At 41.7% G+C, this 19,050-nt stretch carries 18 protein-coding genes and 1 pseudogene; 8 read left to right on the top strand and 11 right to left on the bottom strand.

Annotated elements, in window-relative coordinates; all coding sequences use genetic code 11:
* Positions 1–172: 172 nt before the first annotated feature.
* From ACQKL0_RS12305 to ACQKL0_RS12280, 6 genes are all read right to left on the bottom strand, one after another.
* Positions 173–391 carry a spore germination protein gene (locus ACQKL0_RS12305; RefSeq protein WP_402867743.1) on the bottom strand — a complete coding sequence of 73 codons (219 nt, stop codon included), beginning with the start codon at positions 389–391 and terminating at the stop codon, positions 173–175.
* A 12-nt stretch (positions 392–403) separates the two neighbouring features.
* Complete coding sequence (locus ACQKL0_RS12300) at positions 404–823, bottom strand: spore germination protein GerPE (RefSeq protein ID WP_407408432.1); 420 nt, start codon at positions 821–823, stop codon at positions 404–406.
* Between the two features lie 5 nt (positions 824–828).
* Entirely contained in the window at positions 829–1,008 is a 180-nt protein-coding gene (locus ACQKL0_RS12295) for a spore gernimation protein GerPD (RefSeq protein WP_402964212.1), read from the bottom strand.
* Positions 998–1,609 carry a spore germination protein GerPC gene (gene gerPC, locus ACQKL0_RS12290; protein ID WP_427687878.1) on the bottom strand — a complete coding sequence of 204 codons (612 nt, stop codon included), beginning with the start codon at positions 1,607–1,609 and terminating at the stop codon, positions 998–1,000. The genes ACQKL0_RS12295 and gerPC overlap by 11 nt, the downstream gene beginning before the upstream one ends.
* Positions 1,610–1,699: 90 nt before the next feature.
* Complete coding sequence (locus tag ACQKL0_RS12285; protein ID WP_407406513.1) at positions 1,700–1,906, bottom strand: spore germination protein GerPB; 207 nt, start codon at positions 1,904–1,906, stop codon at positions 1,700–1,702.
* A gap of 23 nt (positions 1,907–1,929) precedes the next feature.
* The gene (locus ACQKL0_RS12280) at positions 1,930–2,151 is read right to left on the bottom strand and encodes a spore germination protein (RefSeq protein ID WP_402867748.1); all 222 of its coding nucleotides are present in this window, start codon (positions 2,149–2,151) and stop codon (positions 1,930–1,932) included.
* A gap of 229 nt (positions 2,152–2,380) precedes the next feature.
* Between ACQKL0_RS12280 and ACQKL0_RS12275 the strand changes: the two genes are divergently transcribed.
* The 3 genes from ACQKL0_RS12275 (at position 2,381) to ACQKL0_RS12265 (ending at position 5,765) form a co-directional block, all read left to right on the top strand.
* Positions 2,381–3,973, top strand: a complete 1,593-nt coding sequence (locus ACQKL0_RS12275) for a long-chain-fatty-acid--CoA ligase (protein WP_407406515.1) — start codon at positions 2,381–2,383, stop codon at positions 3,971–3,973.
* 140 nt (positions 3,974–4,113) lie between these two features.
* Positions 4,114–5,304, top strand: coding sequence for a DUF418 domain-containing protein (locus tag ACQKL0_RS12270; protein WP_427687875.1), 1,191 nt, complete (start codon positions 4,114–4,116; stop codon positions 5,302–5,304).
* Between the two features lie 116 nt (positions 5,305–5,420).
* Positions 5,421–5,765, top strand: a complete 345-nt coding sequence (locus tag ACQKL0_RS12265) for a YisL family protein (protein WP_402867751.1) — start codon at positions 5,421–5,423, stop codon at positions 5,763–5,765.
* Between the two features lie 69 nt (positions 5,766–5,834).
* Here the strand turns inward: ACQKL0_RS12265 and ACQKL0_RS12260 are convergent, their stop codons facing one another.
* Positions 5,835–6,401: a DUF2777 domain-containing protein gene (locus ACQKL0_RS12260; protein WP_427687873.1), complete on the bottom strand. Its 567-nt coding sequence runs from the start codon at positions 6,399–6,401 to the stop codon at positions 5,835–5,837.
* A 306-nt stretch (positions 6,402–6,707) separates the two neighbouring features.
* Between ACQKL0_RS12260 and asnB the strand changes: the two genes are divergently transcribed.
* Positions 6,708–8,555: an asparagine synthase (glutamine-hydrolyzing) gene (asnB, locus tag ACQKL0_RS12255; protein WP_427687871.1), complete on the top strand. Its 1,848-nt coding sequence runs from the start codon at positions 6,708–6,710 to the stop codon at positions 8,553–8,555.
* Positions 8,556–8,602: 47 nt separating this feature from the next.
* On the opposite strand, the gene ACQKL0_RS12250 is transcribed toward asnB, so the two are convergent.
* Positions 8,603–10,354: a glycoside hydrolase family 13 protein gene (locus ACQKL0_RS12250; protein WP_427687870.1), complete on the bottom strand. Its 1,752-nt coding sequence runs from the start codon at positions 10,352–10,354 to the stop codon at positions 8,603–8,605.
* A gap of 392 nt (positions 10,355–10,746) precedes the next feature.
* Here ACQKL0_RS12250 and ACQKL0_RS12245 point away from each other — a divergent pair, with 392 nt between their 5' ends.
* The 4 genes from ACQKL0_RS12245 to ACQKL0_RS12230 all read left to right on the top strand — a co-directional run bounded on the left by ACQKL0_RS12245 (position 10,747) and on the right by ACQKL0_RS12230 (position 16,744).
* Positions 10,747–12,000 carry an extracellular solute-binding protein gene (locus ACQKL0_RS12245; protein ID WP_407408619.1) on the top strand — a complete coding sequence of 418 codons (1,254 nt, stop codon included), beginning with the start codon at positions 10,747–10,749 and terminating at the stop codon, positions 11,998–12,000.
* A 138-nt stretch (positions 12,001–12,138) separates the two neighbouring features.
* Positions 12,139–13,653: an alpha-amylase family glycosyl hydrolase gene (locus tag ACQKL0_RS12240; protein WP_427687868.1), complete on the top strand. Its 1,515-nt coding sequence runs from the start codon at positions 12,139–12,141 to the stop codon at positions 13,651–13,653.
* 75 nt (positions 13,654–13,728) lie between these two features.
* Positions 13,729–15,378: a glycoside hydrolase family 13 protein gene (locus ACQKL0_RS12235; protein WP_427687866.1), complete on the top strand. Its 1,650-nt coding sequence runs from the start codon at positions 13,729–13,731 to the stop codon at positions 15,376–15,378.
* Positions 15,379–15,700: 322 nt separating this feature from the next.
* On the top strand, positions 15,701–16,744 hold the full coding sequence (locus ACQKL0_RS12230) for a LacI family DNA-binding transcriptional regulator (protein ID WP_427687864.1): 1,044 nt from the start codon (positions 15,701–15,703) through the stop codon (positions 16,742–16,744).
* Positions 16,745–16,794: 50 nt separating this feature from the next.
* Here ACQKL0_RS12230 and ACQKL0_RS12225 read toward each other — a convergent pair whose 3' ends face one another.
* The 3 genes and pseudogenes from ACQKL0_RS12225 to ACQKL0_RS12215 form a co-directional block, all read right to left on the bottom strand.
* The gene (locus tag ACQKL0_RS12225; protein WP_427687862.1) at positions 16,795–17,583 is read right to left on the bottom strand and encodes an MBL fold metallo-hydrolase; all 789 of its coding nucleotides are present in this window, start codon (positions 17,581–17,583) and stop codon (positions 16,795–16,797) included.
* 106 nt (positions 17,584–17,689) lie between these two features.
* Positions 17,690–18,553: an SDR family oxidoreductase gene (locus tag ACQKL0_RS12220; RefSeq protein ID WP_402867759.1), complete on the bottom strand. Its 864-nt coding sequence runs from the start codon at positions 18,551–18,553 to the stop codon at positions 17,690–17,692.
* Between the two features lie 348 nt (positions 18,554–18,901).
* Positions 18,902–19,050 (bottom strand): annotated as a pseudogene (locus tag ACQKL0_RS12215) (transposase); the annotation flags it as partial.

Raw genomic sequence — 19,050 nt, 5'->3', positions numbered from 1 at the left:
CCTTATACAGATGATATCACTGAGGGATAAATGCCTTTGAACGTGTATCATTTCATAATTCATTCATCATCTATATTTTTTTAATATAACAGAAACATCACTATTAAACTTTATTAATAAAATCATCAATTCAACAAATTGAAGCCTCCTAGAAATAGGAGGCTTCCATGCATTAATTATTTCCGGCGATAGGCTGATCTACCCCATTAACATCAAGGACGTTGCTTCCGTTCAGACCATTGGCGGTAAAAACGAATGCACCTGTGTTAGATGAGCCGGAGCCGGTGACGGACTTGCTGGCGGATTTCGGTGAAATGACGGCCGCATCCCCGAATAAGAGGTTTCCTGACCCGACATTAAATATTTGTACTGGACCTACAATGGCTGGCATATGATTTCTCCTTTATACAGTTTCTGTTCCATCCGATGTATTATCGCCTGTTCCTGCCTCATCGTTTTTCCTCGGAATCTGACGGATGTGTTTAATCCTTGATTCCATGCGGATATGACCTACGTTTCCTACGCCTACGATAGCAGATGAAGATATCCCGATGATATCGACATTCCCAACACGAATGAAGGGGTTGGGATTCGAGAATGTTGTCGCGACTGGTTCAGAAATCCTCGGGATATAGAAAGGACGTGTAAAGACTTCATAATCACTGAAGTCGGGTTCCGGTTCGGAAAAGCTATCACTTTTTTTCTGGACTGCCAATGCTTTGGCGGCCCCATCGATATAAGCAGTGTCTCCAATTTGTAGGTTGGATGAAAATGAGACGGTCTTGGCTGACAAAGACTTCACTTTCGATATTCTTGTGAACATCTGATTTATCCTTTTGGAGTGAGTGGAACGAATGGTCCGATGATGAGTGATTCGGGGGGAGTATCGAATGCTGAGGAGAGCTGGATGGTTTGTACGTCCCCAATGAGGAATAAGGCGGAACTCGCTACCCCAGTCACTTTAATATCACCGACACATAGCTGGTGGTTTGTTACATTAAACTCCATTTGGATTTCCTCCTGTCTCGGAATGTGAGTTGGTAATGAATTGTATCAACGCTGTTTGAATATCCGATCTTACTTTTTCCGTGATCTTTTCTTTCACATTATCACGCTGCTGAGGTGCACGTTCAGCATGTGAAAGGTTGTCAAAGTACATATTGATACGCTGATGAAGCTGGCGTTCCACATCCTGTCTCATGAAGTCGTGATATGAGGGTTCCAATGTGATCTGAAGCTGGCCTTCCGTATCACGGATCATATCCTCCAATCCTGAAAGAATGTCATTATAAATCTCCTGAGCGACAATTTCACGTCCTGGAAATAGAAAAGGGGCAGGTTGGATGGGTTGATTGTTGACAGCGAACTCCTCAATATTATTTAAATCATTAGGATTCAAACCGATATTCAACGTTCCATCTAATGACTCGACTTTTAACTGATCAAATTTATATTCAATTTTATCCACATGGATTGGGGGTTTATTCTTCATTTCGGCAAGTTCATCTGTCAGGCGTTTGAGTTCGTGTTCAAGCTTCATAATTCGTTTATCCTGGGCTTCAAGAAATCGCTGCATTTGTATGGAATACGAATATAAATCATGATTCACGATTAAACACCTCACCTTCACCTAATGATAATTTCATATATGGCAGTATATGAAATTGCCTCATGTAGGTGAATGCCTATGGATTACGGATTAGGGAGGGCTAAATGGGACAAAGCTAGTCTCTGGAACCATATCCTCTTCAAGCATTGGAGCGGGTTCAGTGAATCCACCTGTATTGGCTAAGGTGGAGTATGGCTTAATCACTCCGGCACTCCCTATTTGAAAAACAGATGAATTGGTTATGCTTTCGATTTTTATCATATTGATTTGGATCGTTTGGTGGATATTGAAAATCATGATGTCCTCCTTTCAAAAAAATGCTAGAGGTTCAATGCTACTGGCTGATCGACGCCATCTGAATCGTTTGTGTTAGTGGTACTGTAGGCGTTGTAAAGTGAAATGGATTCGCCTGTATTAAAAGAGCCAGCTCCCGCAAACGTTTTTGAAGCGGAATATGGGCTGATCTTAAAAACATCGCCAATATGGACAACGCCACTGCTCCCGACATTGATCACTTGAATAACTCCTACGATGGCCGGCATGAAAATCACCCTTTTTTATTCTGGTTTATCACGGATTTACAAGCAGCAAGTCTATTTTGAATGGATGCTTCACTGTATTCTATGTTTTTTCCTTTATTGATGTGATTCAATTGCCTATACCTTAGCAGCTTAGAAACCTGTGATGTTTGGTGTTGGTAAATAATATACAAATATGGTAATATAATGATAAATTCATAATTTTCAAACAAATTGAATGAGGGGTGATTGGATGAATGTGCCTTTAGTGCTATCACATTTTCTGGACAGGGCAGCTTCACTTTATGCTGACAAGAAAGCGATTATCGGGGACGATAAGGTCCTGACATATCAGGAGCTGAATGGAAGGGTCAACCAGCTTTCCAATGGATTGAGTGACCTAGGGATTAAAAAAGGGGATAAAGTGGCTTATCTTGCACCGAACTCGATCGAAATGCTTGAAGGTTTTTATGGGGCGTTCCAGCTTGGGGCTGTAATGGTGCCTTTGAACATTCGGTTGACGCCGGCGGATTATGTATTCATTTTGAATCATAGTGAATCAAGGGTCCTTTTTGTGGATCAGGATTTGTATCACCTTATCTCATCGGTTAAGGACCAGCTGAAATCAGTGGAGCATATCATCGTGCACTATAAAGCAGGCGATACAAATGAAATCGATTACAATGTCTGGCTGGAGAGGTTTGACAAAGAAGGCTTCTATCGGGAACAAGTGGATGAGAATGACGTATCGAGTCTCTTATATACAAGTGGCACAACCGGTAACCCTAAAGGGGTCATGCTCACCCATCGCAATAACTATTTACATGCCCTTAGTGCCATGCACCATTTCAGGGTCAATGATCGCGATACATATATGCATGTCCTGCCGATGTTCCATGTGAATGGGTGGGGTGCTCCTTTTTATTATACGGCCAATGGTGCGACGCAAGTTTGCTTGAGAAAAACAACACCAGATTCCATATTCAAGGCGCTTGAGAAACATAAGGTAACCATCATGCATATGGCGCCAACCGTCCTTAATTCATTGTTCCAATATTATGAAAAGAATGTACCGAAGCTGGAACAGGAAATTCGAATCGTCGTGGCTGGTTCGGCACCCCCGCCCGCCTTTGTCACTAGGGTGGAAAAAGAGTTGGGGTGGGAGTTCATCCAAATCTATGGCATGACGGAATCCACTCCAATGAGTTTGCTTTCGGTACCCCGCTCTGAATTCGATGGACTTCCGGAAAGGGAAAAATACAAAATGAAGGCGAAAGCCGGTTACCCCTCCATAGGCAGTGAGGTAAGGGTGGTACATGACAATGGTGACGAAGTAGCACGTGACGGGGTTGATGTCGGTGAAGTCATTGTTCGCAGTCATGGAGTCATGTTGGGATATTGGAAAAATGAAGAGGCCACGATGCAGGCGTTGAAAAATGGGTGGTTGCATACAGGTGATATGGCGACCATGGATAGTGATGGGAATATAGATATCGTAGACCGCAAGAAAGATATTATCATAAGCGGTGGGGAGAATATCTCATCCATAGAAGTGGAAGGGACTTTATATGAGCACGAGGGCATCTTAGAAGCGGCAGTCATCGCAGTGCCCCATGAAAAATGGGGGGAGACACCACATGCTTTCATCGTGCCAAAACCAGGCGTTCAATTAACGGAAGCCGATATTCTGGCTTTCACAAGAGAAAAACTAGCCCATTTCAAGGCAGTGACCAGCGTCTCATTCGTAAGGGAGTTGCCAAAAACGGCATCGGGAAAAATCCAGAAAATCCATCTTCGTAATGATTATTGGGAAGCTAAAGGGAAAACGGGAAGATTCGTCAATTAAAAGACGGTCCGCGCTGCTCTATGATGAGCAGCGTTTTTTCTAGTAGTTTGTAAGCCATTAATGAATGGGAAAGGAAATATACAACTAAATTTTCCAGGCTCATTTATAATGGAGTAATTAGTGAATGAGGATGTGAAATGATGAAAACTGCAATGGCCCCTTTACAGGAAAGCAAAAGGATTGCCAGTATTGATCTATTAAGAGGTTTGGCCATTTTAGGAATTTTTTTAGTGAATATGCCTTCGTTTCATACACCCATCTTGTATAGTAGTGGTGTTGAATATTGGGATGAAGGCTGGGATCGTATCTTGTACATATGTAGCGATATTATCGCCCAGGCGAGTTTTTACCCCTTGTTTGCATGTTTGTTTGGATTTGGGGCCGTTATCTTGGCTGCACGGAGTGAAGATAAAGGCATCTCGTTTCCTTTGCTGTTTACGAAGCGGCTTTGCTTTTTATTAGGGGTAGGGTGCATACATGCCTTTTTCATTTGGCATGGAGACATCCTTGTTAATTACGCAATGTTCGGGTTTGCGTTTTTATTATTCTATAAATGGAAAGGGAAGTATCTGATTTGGCTTGGATCGTTCTTATATATTGTTCCTTTCGGCGTGTTCGGGCTTTTTTTCCTTATTATGAGCTTTGTGGATAGTGGATTGATGAAAATTCAAAATGAGGTCGAGTTAATCAAACAATCCCAAGAGATATATTCTGCGGGTTCTTTTATGGAAGTGACGGGACAAAGAATGGCAGACTGGTATATGGTTAATGGTCCAACGAATGTCATCTTCCTCTTCCTCTCCATTTTTCCTTTCTTTTTAATTGGAGCTGGTGTAGCCAAGCAGGGATGGCTTCAAAATCCTGCCCGTTATAAACGGCCAATAAGGAAGATAGTGATTATAAGCCTGTTAACAGGGGTGGCGATCAAGATCCTACCGTATGTGACGGATTACGATTATGGGACGACATTCATCCAGGATTACTTTGGCGGACCGCTGCTGACGATGTTTTATATTACCGCAATCACACTGTTGGTTGAAAAGGCGTGGGCTTACAAGTTGCTATATCCCTTATCTTTGGTAGGAAGGATGTCGATGAGCAATTACCTATTTCAATCGATTGTCTGTACATTCATTTTTTATTCATATGGTTTTGGGTTGTACGGGAAAGTGACTTATACGGAAGGGTTTCTCCTGATGATCGTTGTCTTTTCTATACAAGTCTTGCTAAGCTTCTGGTGGATGAAGCGATTCCGGTTCGGTCCGGTGGAATTTGTCTGGCGATATGTTTCGTATGGCAAAAAGCCCGTTATGATACGGAATGATAAGTGAGGGGGAAGAATGTTCGCAGAACTGCCTTATTTGAGCGAGATACTGGCACCTTACTTTTGTTTTTATGTAAAAGCCTATGTTATGATGAAATGGATATTGAACGAGGGGGCAAGTAAATGGGAACTCACTTACACATAACGACTTGGGTTATCGGAATCATTCTTTTCTTTGTAACATATTCCATGCTTAAAAATGGAAGCCCGAAAGCCAAAATGATGCACATGATCACACGTGTATTCTTCCTTTTGATTTTCCTTACAGGTGGAATGCTAATTACTGACTTTGGTGCATATGCAGTGAAAATGATTGTAGGAATCATCGTGATTGCCGCGATGGAAATGGTATTGGTCCGTAGGAAAAAAGGAAAAGCTGTAAGCGCGATGTGGGCATTATTCGTCGTTGCTTTTATATTCGTCCTTTATCTAGGATTATCCCTACCACAAGGTTTTGACTTGTTTTAATCATGATTGAAAAAGGACAAATGGGTTTCATCTCATTTGTCCTTTTTTGTATGCAAACTTTACAAGGAATTAGTGGGAATTCACTTTTTCGATGATGATCCGTTTCCCTGTATTAAGGGTGAATTCAAAACGGTCATGATCCTTTTTACCATAGGAAAAATGGTGCTGGACGAGACAGATTTGGGTCTCGTTATCAAAAGTGAAGAAATTCACGCCGGATTGATTGGTGAGCTCCCTTAAAAAAGTGAGCTGATTGTAGCTATATATACAATCATAAATAGAGAAGTCCAGCGAATTCAGGGTCGTGACAAACTGGAAAAAAGAATCATCGTTCAATTCCTCCAATAAACGTTCAAACGAATATAATAGTTTTTTTCGAATCCTTATGGGTTCATTGTCCCTCAGGAAAGTGAAATCCCTGTGAAGGTGGATTTTCCCCTCCGCTTCCAATAAACCCTGCTGCCATCTTCCCCCTCTATAAACTTCAATGATGCTCTGAACGTGATCTTCAATCGATGATGCCTCATCGGTTTCATCGTCAAAAAAGATCCATTGCTGATTGATATTTTCCACAGTTCCTTCGGTAAACGCTCGTGTTTGTCTGTTCATTAACTTCGTTCGATGTTGCTGACTCATGCTTATACCTCCAATAGGGGAATCCTCACCTACTTTTTAGTCAAAATCCAATGAAAATATAACGGTATATTTTAAAATATTATGGACAAATAACCAACTTTCCATCTTTGCATAGGCTATGTTAAACAGGGATGCCTTCCTTTCCCACTCTTTTTTGTCACAACAAGGGTGGGGGCAAAGGGCTTCTACGGAATGGTGCTGTAACGATACTAGGATTTGAAGCCAGAACATAAATATGGATACCTAATTGCTTAAAAGGCAGAAGGCTATATGATTTGATCGTCCAGATGGAAAGGGTGAAGTGTGATGTGTGGAATTACAGGTTGGGTGCATTTTCAAAAGAATTTAAGGACGGAAACTGAAACACTCGAACAGATGACGAAAACTTTGGCTAAGAGGGGTCCAGACGAGGAGAATGTATGGAGTGATACCCACGTCGCCTTTGGTCATAAAAGATTAACGGTTGTCGATGCAGAGGGTGGAAAACAGCCGATGACAAAGGAACATGGAAACGGAAGATATACCCTTTGTTACAACGGCGAATTGTATAACACCGAAGACATTCGAAAACAGCTATTATTAAAAGGATATTCCTTTAAGGGGCATTCTGATACAGAAGTTTTACTAACTTCTTATATAGAATGGAAAGAAAAATGCGTCGAACTGTTCAATGGGATTTTCGCCTTTTCCATTTGGGATGAAAATGAACAGAAATTATTCATTGGAAGGGACCGAATGGGAGTTAAGCCTTTCTTCTATGCTGAAAGGAAAGGCGGGTTCATTTTTGGTTCGGAGATAAAAGCCATTCTAGCCCATCCCGATGTCAAAACAGAAATTGATAGGGAAGGCTTAGCCCAAGTATTAGGGGTGGGCCCATCCCGGACGCCCGGTTCTGGTGTCTTTCACGATGTTAAAGAATTAAGGCCGGCCCATGCCCTTACTCTATCAAGAAAAGGGATGAGAATATGGAGATACTGGAATGTTCAGAGTGAGGAACATCGTGATTCACTAGATGAGACATCTGAAAAAGTACGCTTTCTGGTAAAAGATGCCGTGACCAGGCAACTCGTCTCCGATGTTCCGCTATGTAGCTTTTTGTCAGGTGGGGTGGACTCAAGCGCGATTACGGCCATCGCGGCGAATGCCTATTTGGATGAAGGTAAAGGAAGGCTTCATACGTATTCCATCGATTATGAAGATAATGAAAAATACTTCAAGGCAAATGAATTCCAGCCTAATTCAGACGGACCCTGGATCAAAAAGATGTCGGATACATTCAACACCGTGCATCATTCCGCCGTCATCTCTCAAGAGCAGTTGACCGACTATTTAATCGAAGCTGTCCAAGTCCGGGACCTACCGGGAATGGCGGATGTCGATTCCTCTTTGCTTTGGTTCTGCAAAGAAATAAAACAAGATTTCGTGGTGGGGTTATCAGGGGAATGTGCGGATGAAATTTTCGGTGGCTATCCATGGTTTCATCGTGCCGATGATTTAAATCGCACTGGTTTTCCTTGGATGAGGTCGACTGGTGAACGGCAATCTCTGTTGAAAGAGGGCTGGCATGACAAATTAAAACTGGAGGAATATGCAAATGATGCGTATTTGACCACGGTTCTAGAAACTCCTAGATTAGAAGGGGAAAGTGGGGAAGATGCTAAGCGCAGGGAGCTATTCTATGTAAATTTATTATGGTTCATGACAACATTGCTCGATCGGAAGGATCGGATGAGTATGGGCGCAAGCCTTGAAGTGCGCGTACCGTTTGCGGATCACCGACTTGTTGAATATGCTTGGAACATCCCTTGGGAAATGAAGATGACCGGTAACCGGGAGAAGGGGATATTACGTAAAGCATTAGAAGGAATGTTGCCAGATGAAGTGTTATACCGCAAGAAGAGCCCGTATCCCAAGACACATAACCCTGTCTACACGGATCGAGTTCAGACGTGGTTGAAAGATATCCTGACTGACAAAAGCTCGGTTCTTCACGAGTTATTCGATCAACAGAAAATGACTGATATAGTTGATTCGAAAGGCGCCGCCTTTAAGGTCCCTTGGTTCGGTCAATTAATGTCAGGTCCTCAGTTACTCGCCCACTTGGCTCAAATAGATGTATGGTTCAAGCAATATGATATCCAAATCATTGAATGAAAAAAAGGGGCTCAGCGTATCGTACGCTTTGCCCCTTTTCGTTTGCTTCAGTGATCAAATGCAAGAATTCTATATTGATAGCCACCCAATTCAGAGTGGTCTTCCTTCGCGATTTCCTTCGTTCTTAAATCAATCATTGAGTCCTCTTTTACATCAAATGGGAGTTTATAAGACTGTGACCGGTCTGTCGGGTTAAGAAGAATGACAACAGAGCGTGCCTCATTGAACTTTCGATAAGCGACGATGTTTGTGTTATTGATCTTTTCAAGGAATTCGAAATGTCCTTCATTTGCAAGCAAGCCTTCCTCTTTCCGTAAAGCAATCAATTCTTTGATTTCGTTATGGAGTTCGCGATTCTGTTTGTCTTCCTCCCAGACCATACATTTTCGACAACCGGGATCCTGGTCGCCAGTTAAACCAATTTCATCTCCATAATAGATGCAGGGACTGCCCTTGAACGTCAGTAGAACGGCATGAATGAGCTTTGCCCTATTCACATCTTCCCCGCAGTCTGTGAAAATCCGTGGTGTATCGTGGCTTCCAAGAAGGTTGAAGGTGACATCGAATACATTGGTCGGATAGCTGTGATAGACAGCCGTCATTTCTTCAATAAACTGCCGGGCATTGATTTTTTGCGAAGCAATGAGGCGGAACACGTTATTGGTAAATGGATAATTCATGACTGCATCGAATTGGTCGCCTCTTAGCCATGGCATGGAATCATGCCAAATTTCCCCGAGAATATATAGATCAGGTTTAATGTTTTTCACCGTATTCCGGAACTCCCGCCAAAACGGTGAATCGACCTCATTGGCAACATCAAGTCGCCAGCCATCGATATCGAACTCCTTAATCCAATAAGCGGCGGTTTCCAAAAGGTATTTTTTGACGTCAGGATTGGCTGTATTCAATTTGGGCATCGATTCAAAAAAACCGAATGTTTCATAATTGGGACGTTCTCCTCCTTTTAAAGGGAAGCCGTGGGGGTGGAACCAATCTTTGTATTCTGAGTCCTCACCTTTTTCAAGGAGGTCTTGAAAGGGAGGGAAATAATAGCCGCTATGGTTAAAGACGGCATCGAGCATCACACGGATATTCCGTTTGTGGCATTCTTCCACAAGGGTTTTCAAGTCCTCTTTCGTCCCGAATTGGGGATCGATTTCCATGTAATCGATCGTGTCATATTTATGGTTGGAATGGGCGTGGAAAATGGGCGTGAAATAGATGCCATTGATGCCGAGGTCCTCTAAGTAATCAAGATGCTCTAGGATCCCCTCGAAATCCCCTCCAAAAAAGTTGTCCACTTTCGGTTCTTCACTGCCCCAAGGCTTTGCACCTTCAGGATCATTATCGGGATTTCCATTCGCGAATCTTTCCGGGAAGATCTGGTACCAGATTGTTTCTTTTACCCATTCAGGCGTGTTAAACACTTCATTTCGATGAAGATAAGGTATGGCAAAATAACAGCCTGTATCATCAGGAGCCTCATCAAAAAAACCTTTTTCCGTATAAATGAGTTCTTCCTCACCCGATTGTAGCTTAAATCCATACCTTATTCTCCGGTAAGGTGGCTTCACATAAATATGCCAGTAATCATAATGGCCATCACTGCCAGAGAGGTACATTGGCACTTGTTCATACTGCCAATGACCTTCATCAAGTATATTGGGGTCTCCAAAGAGGAGTCCAACGTAAGAAATATCTTGTTTTTTTGTACGAAGGCGGATATGAAGAGTTTCTGCATCGATGCTATAAGCAAAATTGTCTGTAGGCCGGTGCTGGATGGACGAACGTTCCATAGAAAACCACTCCAATTCTAGTCAGGTTAATTTTGAAAGCTGAATGAACTTTAAGACTGGAGATTGAGAGGACATTACTTATGTACTGATGAAAAGTTAAAAAAATTAAATATTTCAAAAACTATCCAGTCATTTTGATTATATACCCATTTTATATAAAAAAAGCACCTGGTTCTTAAAAAATATGAAATAGAACGCTTCCATTTAAGAAATAAAATTGATAAAGGAAAATGTTGTAAAAATTGAGTCCTCTCATATAATGATAACAATAAAGATTGATATCGTTTTCATCGTGAATCCACGTTCTTTCCTTTCGATTTTCTAACGGTGGTGTAAACAATTCGAAGCTTTGGGACATGATAGAATCAAACATTTTTAAAAGGAGAATAAAAGTGAAGAAGTTGATGATCTATTTACTCATGTCCCTCATCTTTATCGCTATCGGAAGTGCTTGTGATGCCAATACAGATAAGGAAAATGAAGTGGTGAAGGAAAGGATGCCGCGAGAAAAAGAAACCACGAATGAAAAAAAACCGGAAAAACTGATTGTTTGGGAAGAGGAGAATAAAGGGGAAGCCCTAAAACCGATCCTGAAGGAATTCGAAAAAGAATATGGAATCAAAGTGGAATATAAAGAGCAAAAAGTGAACGATGGGATGTACACACAATTACGCCGAAATGGGCCTATCGGGACATCCCCGGATATCGTGACACTTACCCATGAAAAAATAGGTCAGCTAGTGGAGGAGGGACTGATACAGGAAATCAAGGTGAATGATGAAGTTACAGATGCCTTTTTAGAAGCTTCCATATTCGCCGAAATGTATCAGGGAAAACTATTTGGGCTGCCCAAGTCTGCTGTCACTTCCGTTTTGGTGTATAACGAGAAGATGATGCCGAAGGTCCCGGACACGATGAATGAATTGTATAAAAAAGCAAAAAAGGCTAGGGCAGGTAAGGAGTATGGATTTGCGGCTGAATGGAACGATTTCTATGATGCATATGGAATTATGACGGGAATGGGAGGGTATGTATTCGATCGGGATAAGAAGAAAATAAATCCTTTGGATATAGGATTGAACAATGAAGGTGCAGTGAAAGGTGCGCAATTCATTCAAAAATGGTATAAAGCGAGTGCCATCCCAGAGGGTGACAAAGAAGATATGGAAAAAATGTTTAGGGAGGGGAAGGTAGCCTCCATCATGAGTTCAAAAACTGCATGGTTGGATGGGAAGAATGTCGGCGTCGCTCCGATGCCCCAATTGCCAAATGGAAAGCCAATGAAAACAATCATGGAAATACAGGGCTGGCATATTACCGCATTCACCAAATATCCCTATTGGTCTACAAAATTTGTGGAATATGTATCAAATGAAAAAAATGCAGTGCTCCGTTTTGAACGAACGGGAGAAATCTCCCCTATAAAAACAATCAAAGGGCATGAGGCAATAAAAGATAGTGAAAGGGCACAAGCCATCGCCATACAATTACAATACGCAGAACCGATACCGAATATTCCAGAAATGAATAAAGTCTGGGGACCGATGAATTCCGCGATGCAGGACATAACGGCGATTAAAGCCAAACCGAAAGCCGCTTTGGATGAAGCCGTAAAGAAGATCGAAAAAAGTTACCAGGAGGAATGAAACGGGAAATATGCCCCACTATCAACTGCTCTCCATTTTATCTCTTTTGTGTAAAAAATTTTATAATATGGATTTGACGTCAAGGGGGCAAAACGCTAATCTTAAAGGCGTAAAGAGATAGCTAGGAGGAGAGCGGATATGAAAAAAAGGGTGTTATCACTCGCTTTAATTCCGTTGCTTCTTTTTTACGCCATTCCTGTAGGAGCAGCTGAAAAAGAACAACGAACATGGAAGGATGAAATCGCATACTCATTGATGATAGACAGATTTTTTGATGGAAATCCTAAAAACAATGGGGATGCAGATGTATTGAATCCTTCAGCTTTTAATGGAGGAGATTTCGAAGGAGTCACGAACAAGTTAAATTACCTTAAAGATATGGGGTATACCGCTATCATCCTATCACCTATTTTTGCTAATGAAGATAATGGCTACCACGGGGAATGGGTGAAGGATTTTTATAAAACGGATGAACATTATGGTACGAAACAAGAATTCAAGAAGCTCGTGGATGAGGCCCATAGCCGTGAGATGAAAGTTATTGTTGATTTTCAGGTTAATCAGGTGGGGAAGAATCATTCTTGGCTAAACGAACCTGATAAAAAAGACTGGTTTCACGAAAAAAAGGACATTTCCAAGGATAGCAATCAGCAGAACATGGAAAACGGCTGGGTGAATGGCCTGCCGGACTTAAATCAAGATAACCAGGAAACTCGGGAATATTTGTTGGATGTTGCCAAGTGGTGGATTGCAGAAACGGATATTGATGGGTATCGACTAAATCAAGTTCAACACGTTCCAAAGGACTTTTGGAAGGAGTTTGTTGAAACAGTCAAGTCTGAAAAATCAAACTTCTATACAATTGGCGATGTCCAAGGCAATGAGGATTTGATAAAAGGATATGAGGAAACGGGAATCGATGCTTTCATGGATTACCCACAAAATGCTGAACTGAGAAAAGCATTCGCTGCACCGGATCAGGATCTGGCACCTGTTTTCAATGCTATCGGAACGAGCGGTACACAGGCTTTATTCATGGATACCCAGAATATGCCCCGTTTCACCAAGGATGCTGCCGATCATAATGAAAACCCTGGGGCAAGATGGAAGATGGCCTTATCCTATATGTATACCACTCCAGGTGTACCCATCGTGATGTATGGATCGGAAATCGCCCTTAATGGTGATGAAGCACCGACCAATCATCAATTGATGAATTTTAAGACAGAGCAAGAGCTAGTGGAGTATATCACCAAGCTTTCCGATCTTCGGGAGATGTACCCTGCATTATCAAAAGGGGATATGGAGCCTTTGTACCAAAAGGGCGGTACGGCGGTTTTTAAACGTGTGTATGGCGACGAAACAATGGTGGTGGCCATGAATAATACAACCAAAACGCAAACGATTAATCTCAGTGAAAAGGATCTTGACGAGAACAAAGAGTTGAGAGGTATGCTGAATGGAGATTTGGTTCGTAGTAAGGATAATGGCTACTCGATCGTAATCGACAGGGAGTCAACGGAAGTCTACACTCTTGCATCTAAATCGACCATCAATACTCCCTATTTGATCATTATCGGGTTGGTCCTTGTCATTTTTGCCATTTTCATTGCTTTGGTCATTAAACGTTCAAAAAGGAATCAAGTAAACTAACCATGTACCTCTCGATTTTTGGCTGCAAAACAATGTCCCTTGGCTTTGTGGAATACAGAAACGGGAGGCTACAGCATGAGCAAAACCTGGTGGAAAGAGGCTGTTTGTTATCAAGTTTACCCCCGCAGTTTCATGGATAGCAATGGAGATGGAGTGGGGGACTTAAGGGGATTGATCTCCAAACTGGATTACTTGCAGGAACTTGGGATCGATGTCATTTGGATTAGCCCGTTTTATAAGTCCCCCAACGCAGATAATGGATACGATATCAGTGATTACCAATCGGTTTCTGAAGAATTCGGCACGATGGAGGACCTGGAACAATTGCTGGACGATGTACACCGACGTGGCATGAGGGTGATTCTTGACTTGGTGCTTAACCACACTAGTGATGAGCATCCCTGGTTCGTGGAGTCGCGTTCTTCAAAGGATAACCCGAAACGAGACTGGTATATTTGGAGAGATGGCAAGGATGGTAGGGAACCTAACAATTGGGAAAGTATATTCTCAGGAAGTGCCTGGAAATTCGATGAAAGGTCAAAACAATTCTACTTACATTTATTCGCAGAGAAACAACCGGACTTAAATTGGGAATGTAAAGAAGTCCGGCAGGCTCTATACAGCATGGTGACATGGTGGTTGGATAAGGGCATCGATGGTTTCCGGATTGATGCCATCACCCATATTCACAAGCGTGAGGGGTTGCCGGATATGCCCAATCCATATTGGCATCAATATGTCCCTGCGTTTGAGATGCATACCAATCAGGAAGGGATATTGGATTACCTTCAAGAGCTTAAGGAAGAAACTTTTGCGAAGTATGATATCATGACGGTTGGTGAAGCCAATGGCGTAAGGATTGAACAAGCGGATGATTGGGTCGGGGGAGAAAACGGTAAGTTCAATATGATTTTTCAATTCGAACATCTGGGCCTATGGAATCGGGGACATGATCATCATGTCGACGTCTATGAACTGAAAAGGACCATGACAAAATGGCAAAAGGGACTTCAGAATAAAGGCTGGAATGCTTTGTTTTTTGAAAACCATGACCAGCCGAGAAGTGTGTCCACTTGGGGAAATGATCATCAATATTGGTTGGAGAGTGCGAAAATGATTGGTGCATTGTACTTTTTTATGCAAGGGACACCATTCATTTATCAAGGGCAGGAAATTGGGATGACAAACGTACAATTCGACTCTATCGATGATTATGATGACATTGGCATGAAAAACTTTTATCATATTGAAACCTCCAAGGGACGTTCACATGATGAAATCATGCAGATCATTTGGCATAACGGTCGGGACAATTCACGTACACCCATGCAATGGAATGATACGGAGCATGGAGGGTTTACAGAAGGAACACCCTGGATGAAAGCAAATTCCAATTACCGTGCAATCAATGTGGAAGAGCAAAGGAATAATCCTTCATCCATCTACCATTTTTACAAAAAGATGATTAATCTTCGAAAGAAGTACCAGGTTTTAGTTTATGGAGAATATGATTTATTATGGGAAAATCATTGTGAACTTTATATTTATACAAGAAAAATGAATAGTGAATCAGTGAAAGTCATATGCAATTTCAGTACGAATCACCATTCCATCGATATATCTGATTGGGGGAATATGGAACTATTACTGGGCAATTATGACAATGTGGAAGACGAATGTGAGATTCATTTGCGTCCTTACGAGGTGAGGGTCTACCATCATTAGTTGAAGCTATGTAGTCGTTGGTGCTACTGTAGTTAGTCGTCTGACTTCTGTCCTCTTCTCTAAACAAATCATACGTTTCAATGAAGGAGTTGATTTAAAATCAACTCTCTTTTTTATGATAAAAGTGAAGGCTGACTCTAAAAGCCGATATTTTCTGAAAAAAATAGAAAATTTAAAAAAAGTAATGGATATAAGCATTGAGTTGAGTGTATGATAGATACATATAATTGTATATTTATTTAATATATTGGAAAAGTATTTATTGACTTTACACAAAGTTGTCCAAAAAGTCTGTAATACGATGAGGGGAGACGGGAAATGCATGGCTATTACGATTAAAGATGTAGCTCAACTGGCGAATGTAGCACCTTCAACAGTTTCTCGAGTGATTGCAAATAATCCTCGAATTAGCGAGAAAACGAAAGTGCGCGTGCGTAAAGCGATGGAGAAATTGGGATATCACCCAAATTTCATTGCCCGCAGCCTAGCAAACCAATCAACGAAAATTATAGGGTTGGTCTTACCAAGTTCATCGAATGTCATCTATCAAAATCCATTTTTCTCAACAATCTTGCAAGGACTTAGCGAAGGGGCCCAGGAAAAACAATATTCGCTATTGCTCAGCACGGGAAAAACGGAGAATGAGATTTATGAAGGAATCGTGAATATGGTCCAGGGGGGGATGGTAGATGGTATCGTCCTGATGTATTCAAGGATGAATGATCATATCCTTACTTATTTGCGATCAAGGGATTTCCCATTTGTCATGATTGGAAAGCCATACGATTTTATCGAGGAAATATCATATGTGGATAATGATAACGTCTTGGCGGCTGAACAGGCCTCAGATTATCTAATCCAATTGGGGCATGAAAGAATCGGTTTCATCGGTGGGGATATAAAGTCTGTGATGACACTCGATCGCCTTTCTGGATACGAACGGGCATTAAAAAGGGCTGGGATCGTTCCAAGAAGTGAATATACGATACTTGAGAACTTTGTACATAATGGGGAACTGGAAGTAGCAAATAGGTTGCTATCCATTAAGGAACCTCCGACCGCTTTAATCGTCAGTGATGACTTAATGGCACTTGGAATTGTCCATTCACTAAGGGAGATGGGCATACGCACTCCTGAAGAGATATCAATTGTCAGCTTTAATAACCTTCTTTTCACTGAAATGTCACTACCTGCCCTAACTTCTGTCGATATTAACATTTTTGATCTGGGTTATCAGGCAGCCAAATCGATCATCCAAAAGTTACAAAAGGGAGCAGAGCCGGGGGGAATCATCATACCCCATCAGTTTGTGGAAAGAAGTTCCTGCCGACCTTTAAAGCAAGAATCGTTGGTCATGAATTATTAAAGGGAAGAGCATTGTGTGTCACAATGCTCCTTTGATTTGCATGCATATCCTTAAAACTGGACGCTGAAGCTTCTAAATGAATGGATGCCTGTTCCGTGTCTGTCCAAGTTATGTTTCCGAATGTAGTGGACCGCATCCATCACGTCAAAAAGGATGATTGGCTCGAGGCCTAGCTGATTATGCCCTCCATATATTTTGGTGATGTCTTTTATTTGAGCCACCCTCTCTAAAGAATTAACGAGATCAACCGGGTTCGTGGATGGATAAAATGCGTAGATAGGAGTATCAGCATACAATAGGTCTCCGGTAAATAAATAACCTGTTGATTGGTCGAAAATCGAGATGTGACCCGGTGAATGCCCGGGGGTATGGTAAATGGTTAGGTCACGTTTCCCGAGGAGAATGGTGTCCCCGTCTACAAGCACATTATCAGGAATTCCTTGAAAAGGATGATATGTAAAAGGATTAAATGATTTCGGTACAGGCAAGGTGATGTCACGGGCCATACCTTTTCGTATTTGGTCTAAAGACAATCCTTTAATTCCATTCATCAACCAGTCAGCATCATCTTCATGAACATAGAGCGTATCGAACTCTCCATGGCTTCCAATATGATCAGCATGGACATGTGTAGTGAGGACAATGATGGGAAGTTCTGTTATTTGATCGGTTATCCGTTTTATATGGTCTATTCCTAATCCGGTATCAATCAAGGCAGCCTTTTCCTCGCCTAGCAATAAAAAGGAATGAACTTTTTCCCAATGTCCATATTCACTAATTGCGAATGTTTTCGGGTCTAATTCTGTAACGGTGAACCAAGGATCGATAATAAGAGTCAAAAAATCACACCTTTCTTGTCCTTATATTCGTTACGAGCTTTCTAAATCCTTCTTAATAAAAAAGCAGCGGATCTCAGAAATGAAATCCGCTGCTTCCTTCTCGTAATTAACCGTTTACCACTGAACCGCCGTTGACATGGATGACTTGTCCGCTGACGTAAGATGAATCATCACTTGCTAGATATACATAGGCAGGTGCTAATTCTTCTGGCTGTCCTGCACGACCCATAGGTGTATTTTGTCCAAATTTGGCCACATCTTCTTCACCGAATGAAGCGGGAATAAGCGGTGTCCAGATAGGACCTGGCGCTACACCATTCACTCGAATGCCATCTTTTGAAATGGAATTCGATAGAGCGCGTGTAAAGGCTAAAATGGCGCCTTTAGTTGATGAGTAATCGATTAGCTTTGGATTACCCTGGTAGGCTGTGATTGAGGTTGTATTGATGATGCTGCTCCCTTTTTTGAGGTGCTTCAAAGCGGCTTTCGTTAAGTGGAACATGGAAAAGATATTAGTTCGGAATGTTTTTTCCAACTGCTCGGCTGATATGTCGAGAAGGCTTTCTTGCACATGCTGTTCGCCGGCATTGTTGACAAGGATATCCAACCCGCCGAATTCTTCAATTGTTTGCTTGACGATATCCTGACAAAACGTTTCATCACCGATATCCCCTGCAAGTAGCAAGCATTTTTGTCCTTCTTGTTCGATTAATTCCTTAGTTTTCTTTGCATCTTCGTGTTCATCCAAGTAGGCTACAACTACATTGGCTCCTTCTTTCGCATAATAGATGGCGACCGATTTACCAATGCCGCTATCTCCGCCGGTTACAATCGCTGTTTTTCCTTTTAATTTCCCACTACCTTTATATTCCGATTTTACAGACTCAGGATTCGGATCCATCTTCGTTTCTACTCCGGGTTGATGTTGTTGATGTTGTGGTGGAAACCCTTGTTTATTTTGGTTTGTCATGATTACCCCTCCTATATTTTATTGTATTTTTTATATTCCTTATTTTTGAATTGCTTAAACATAAGAGCAAGAATAGCATCTCACAACTCCTTGGAATCGATACATTGGTTTGAATAACAGGAAATGTGAAGGCGTTATGTGTGAGATATCCAGATAGGGTGTATGGGGAGGAATGGAGGGGGAAATAGGCATGGGGAAACGGGCACCTTGTGCCTTCAACTAAATGAAAAAGGGGCTGTCTAATAAGTCCCTAAAATAAAACAGGTGGAGAAAAACGAGTTGTTTTTCTCCACCTGTTTTTCTATTTTTATAATTATTCATTGAAAGTAGCTGATGCAAGCCAGCTATCTTCAGTAAATTATGTGCCATGGCTACGATGCCAAACTCCGTTTGGACTTTCGTTAAGCCCCGAAGCGAAAAGCGACGGAACGACCTATTGCCCTTGATATGACCAAAAACACTCTCTACCTCGATTTTTCGTCGAGCGTAAATTTGTG

Origin of the sequence: Peribacillus sp. NPDC097264 (genome assembly GCF_050277925.1) — a bacterium.
GTDB lineage: Bacteria > Bacillota > Bacilli > Bacillales > DSM-1321 > Peribacillus.
This window is presented reverse-complemented; position numbering and strand designations above follow the sequence as displayed.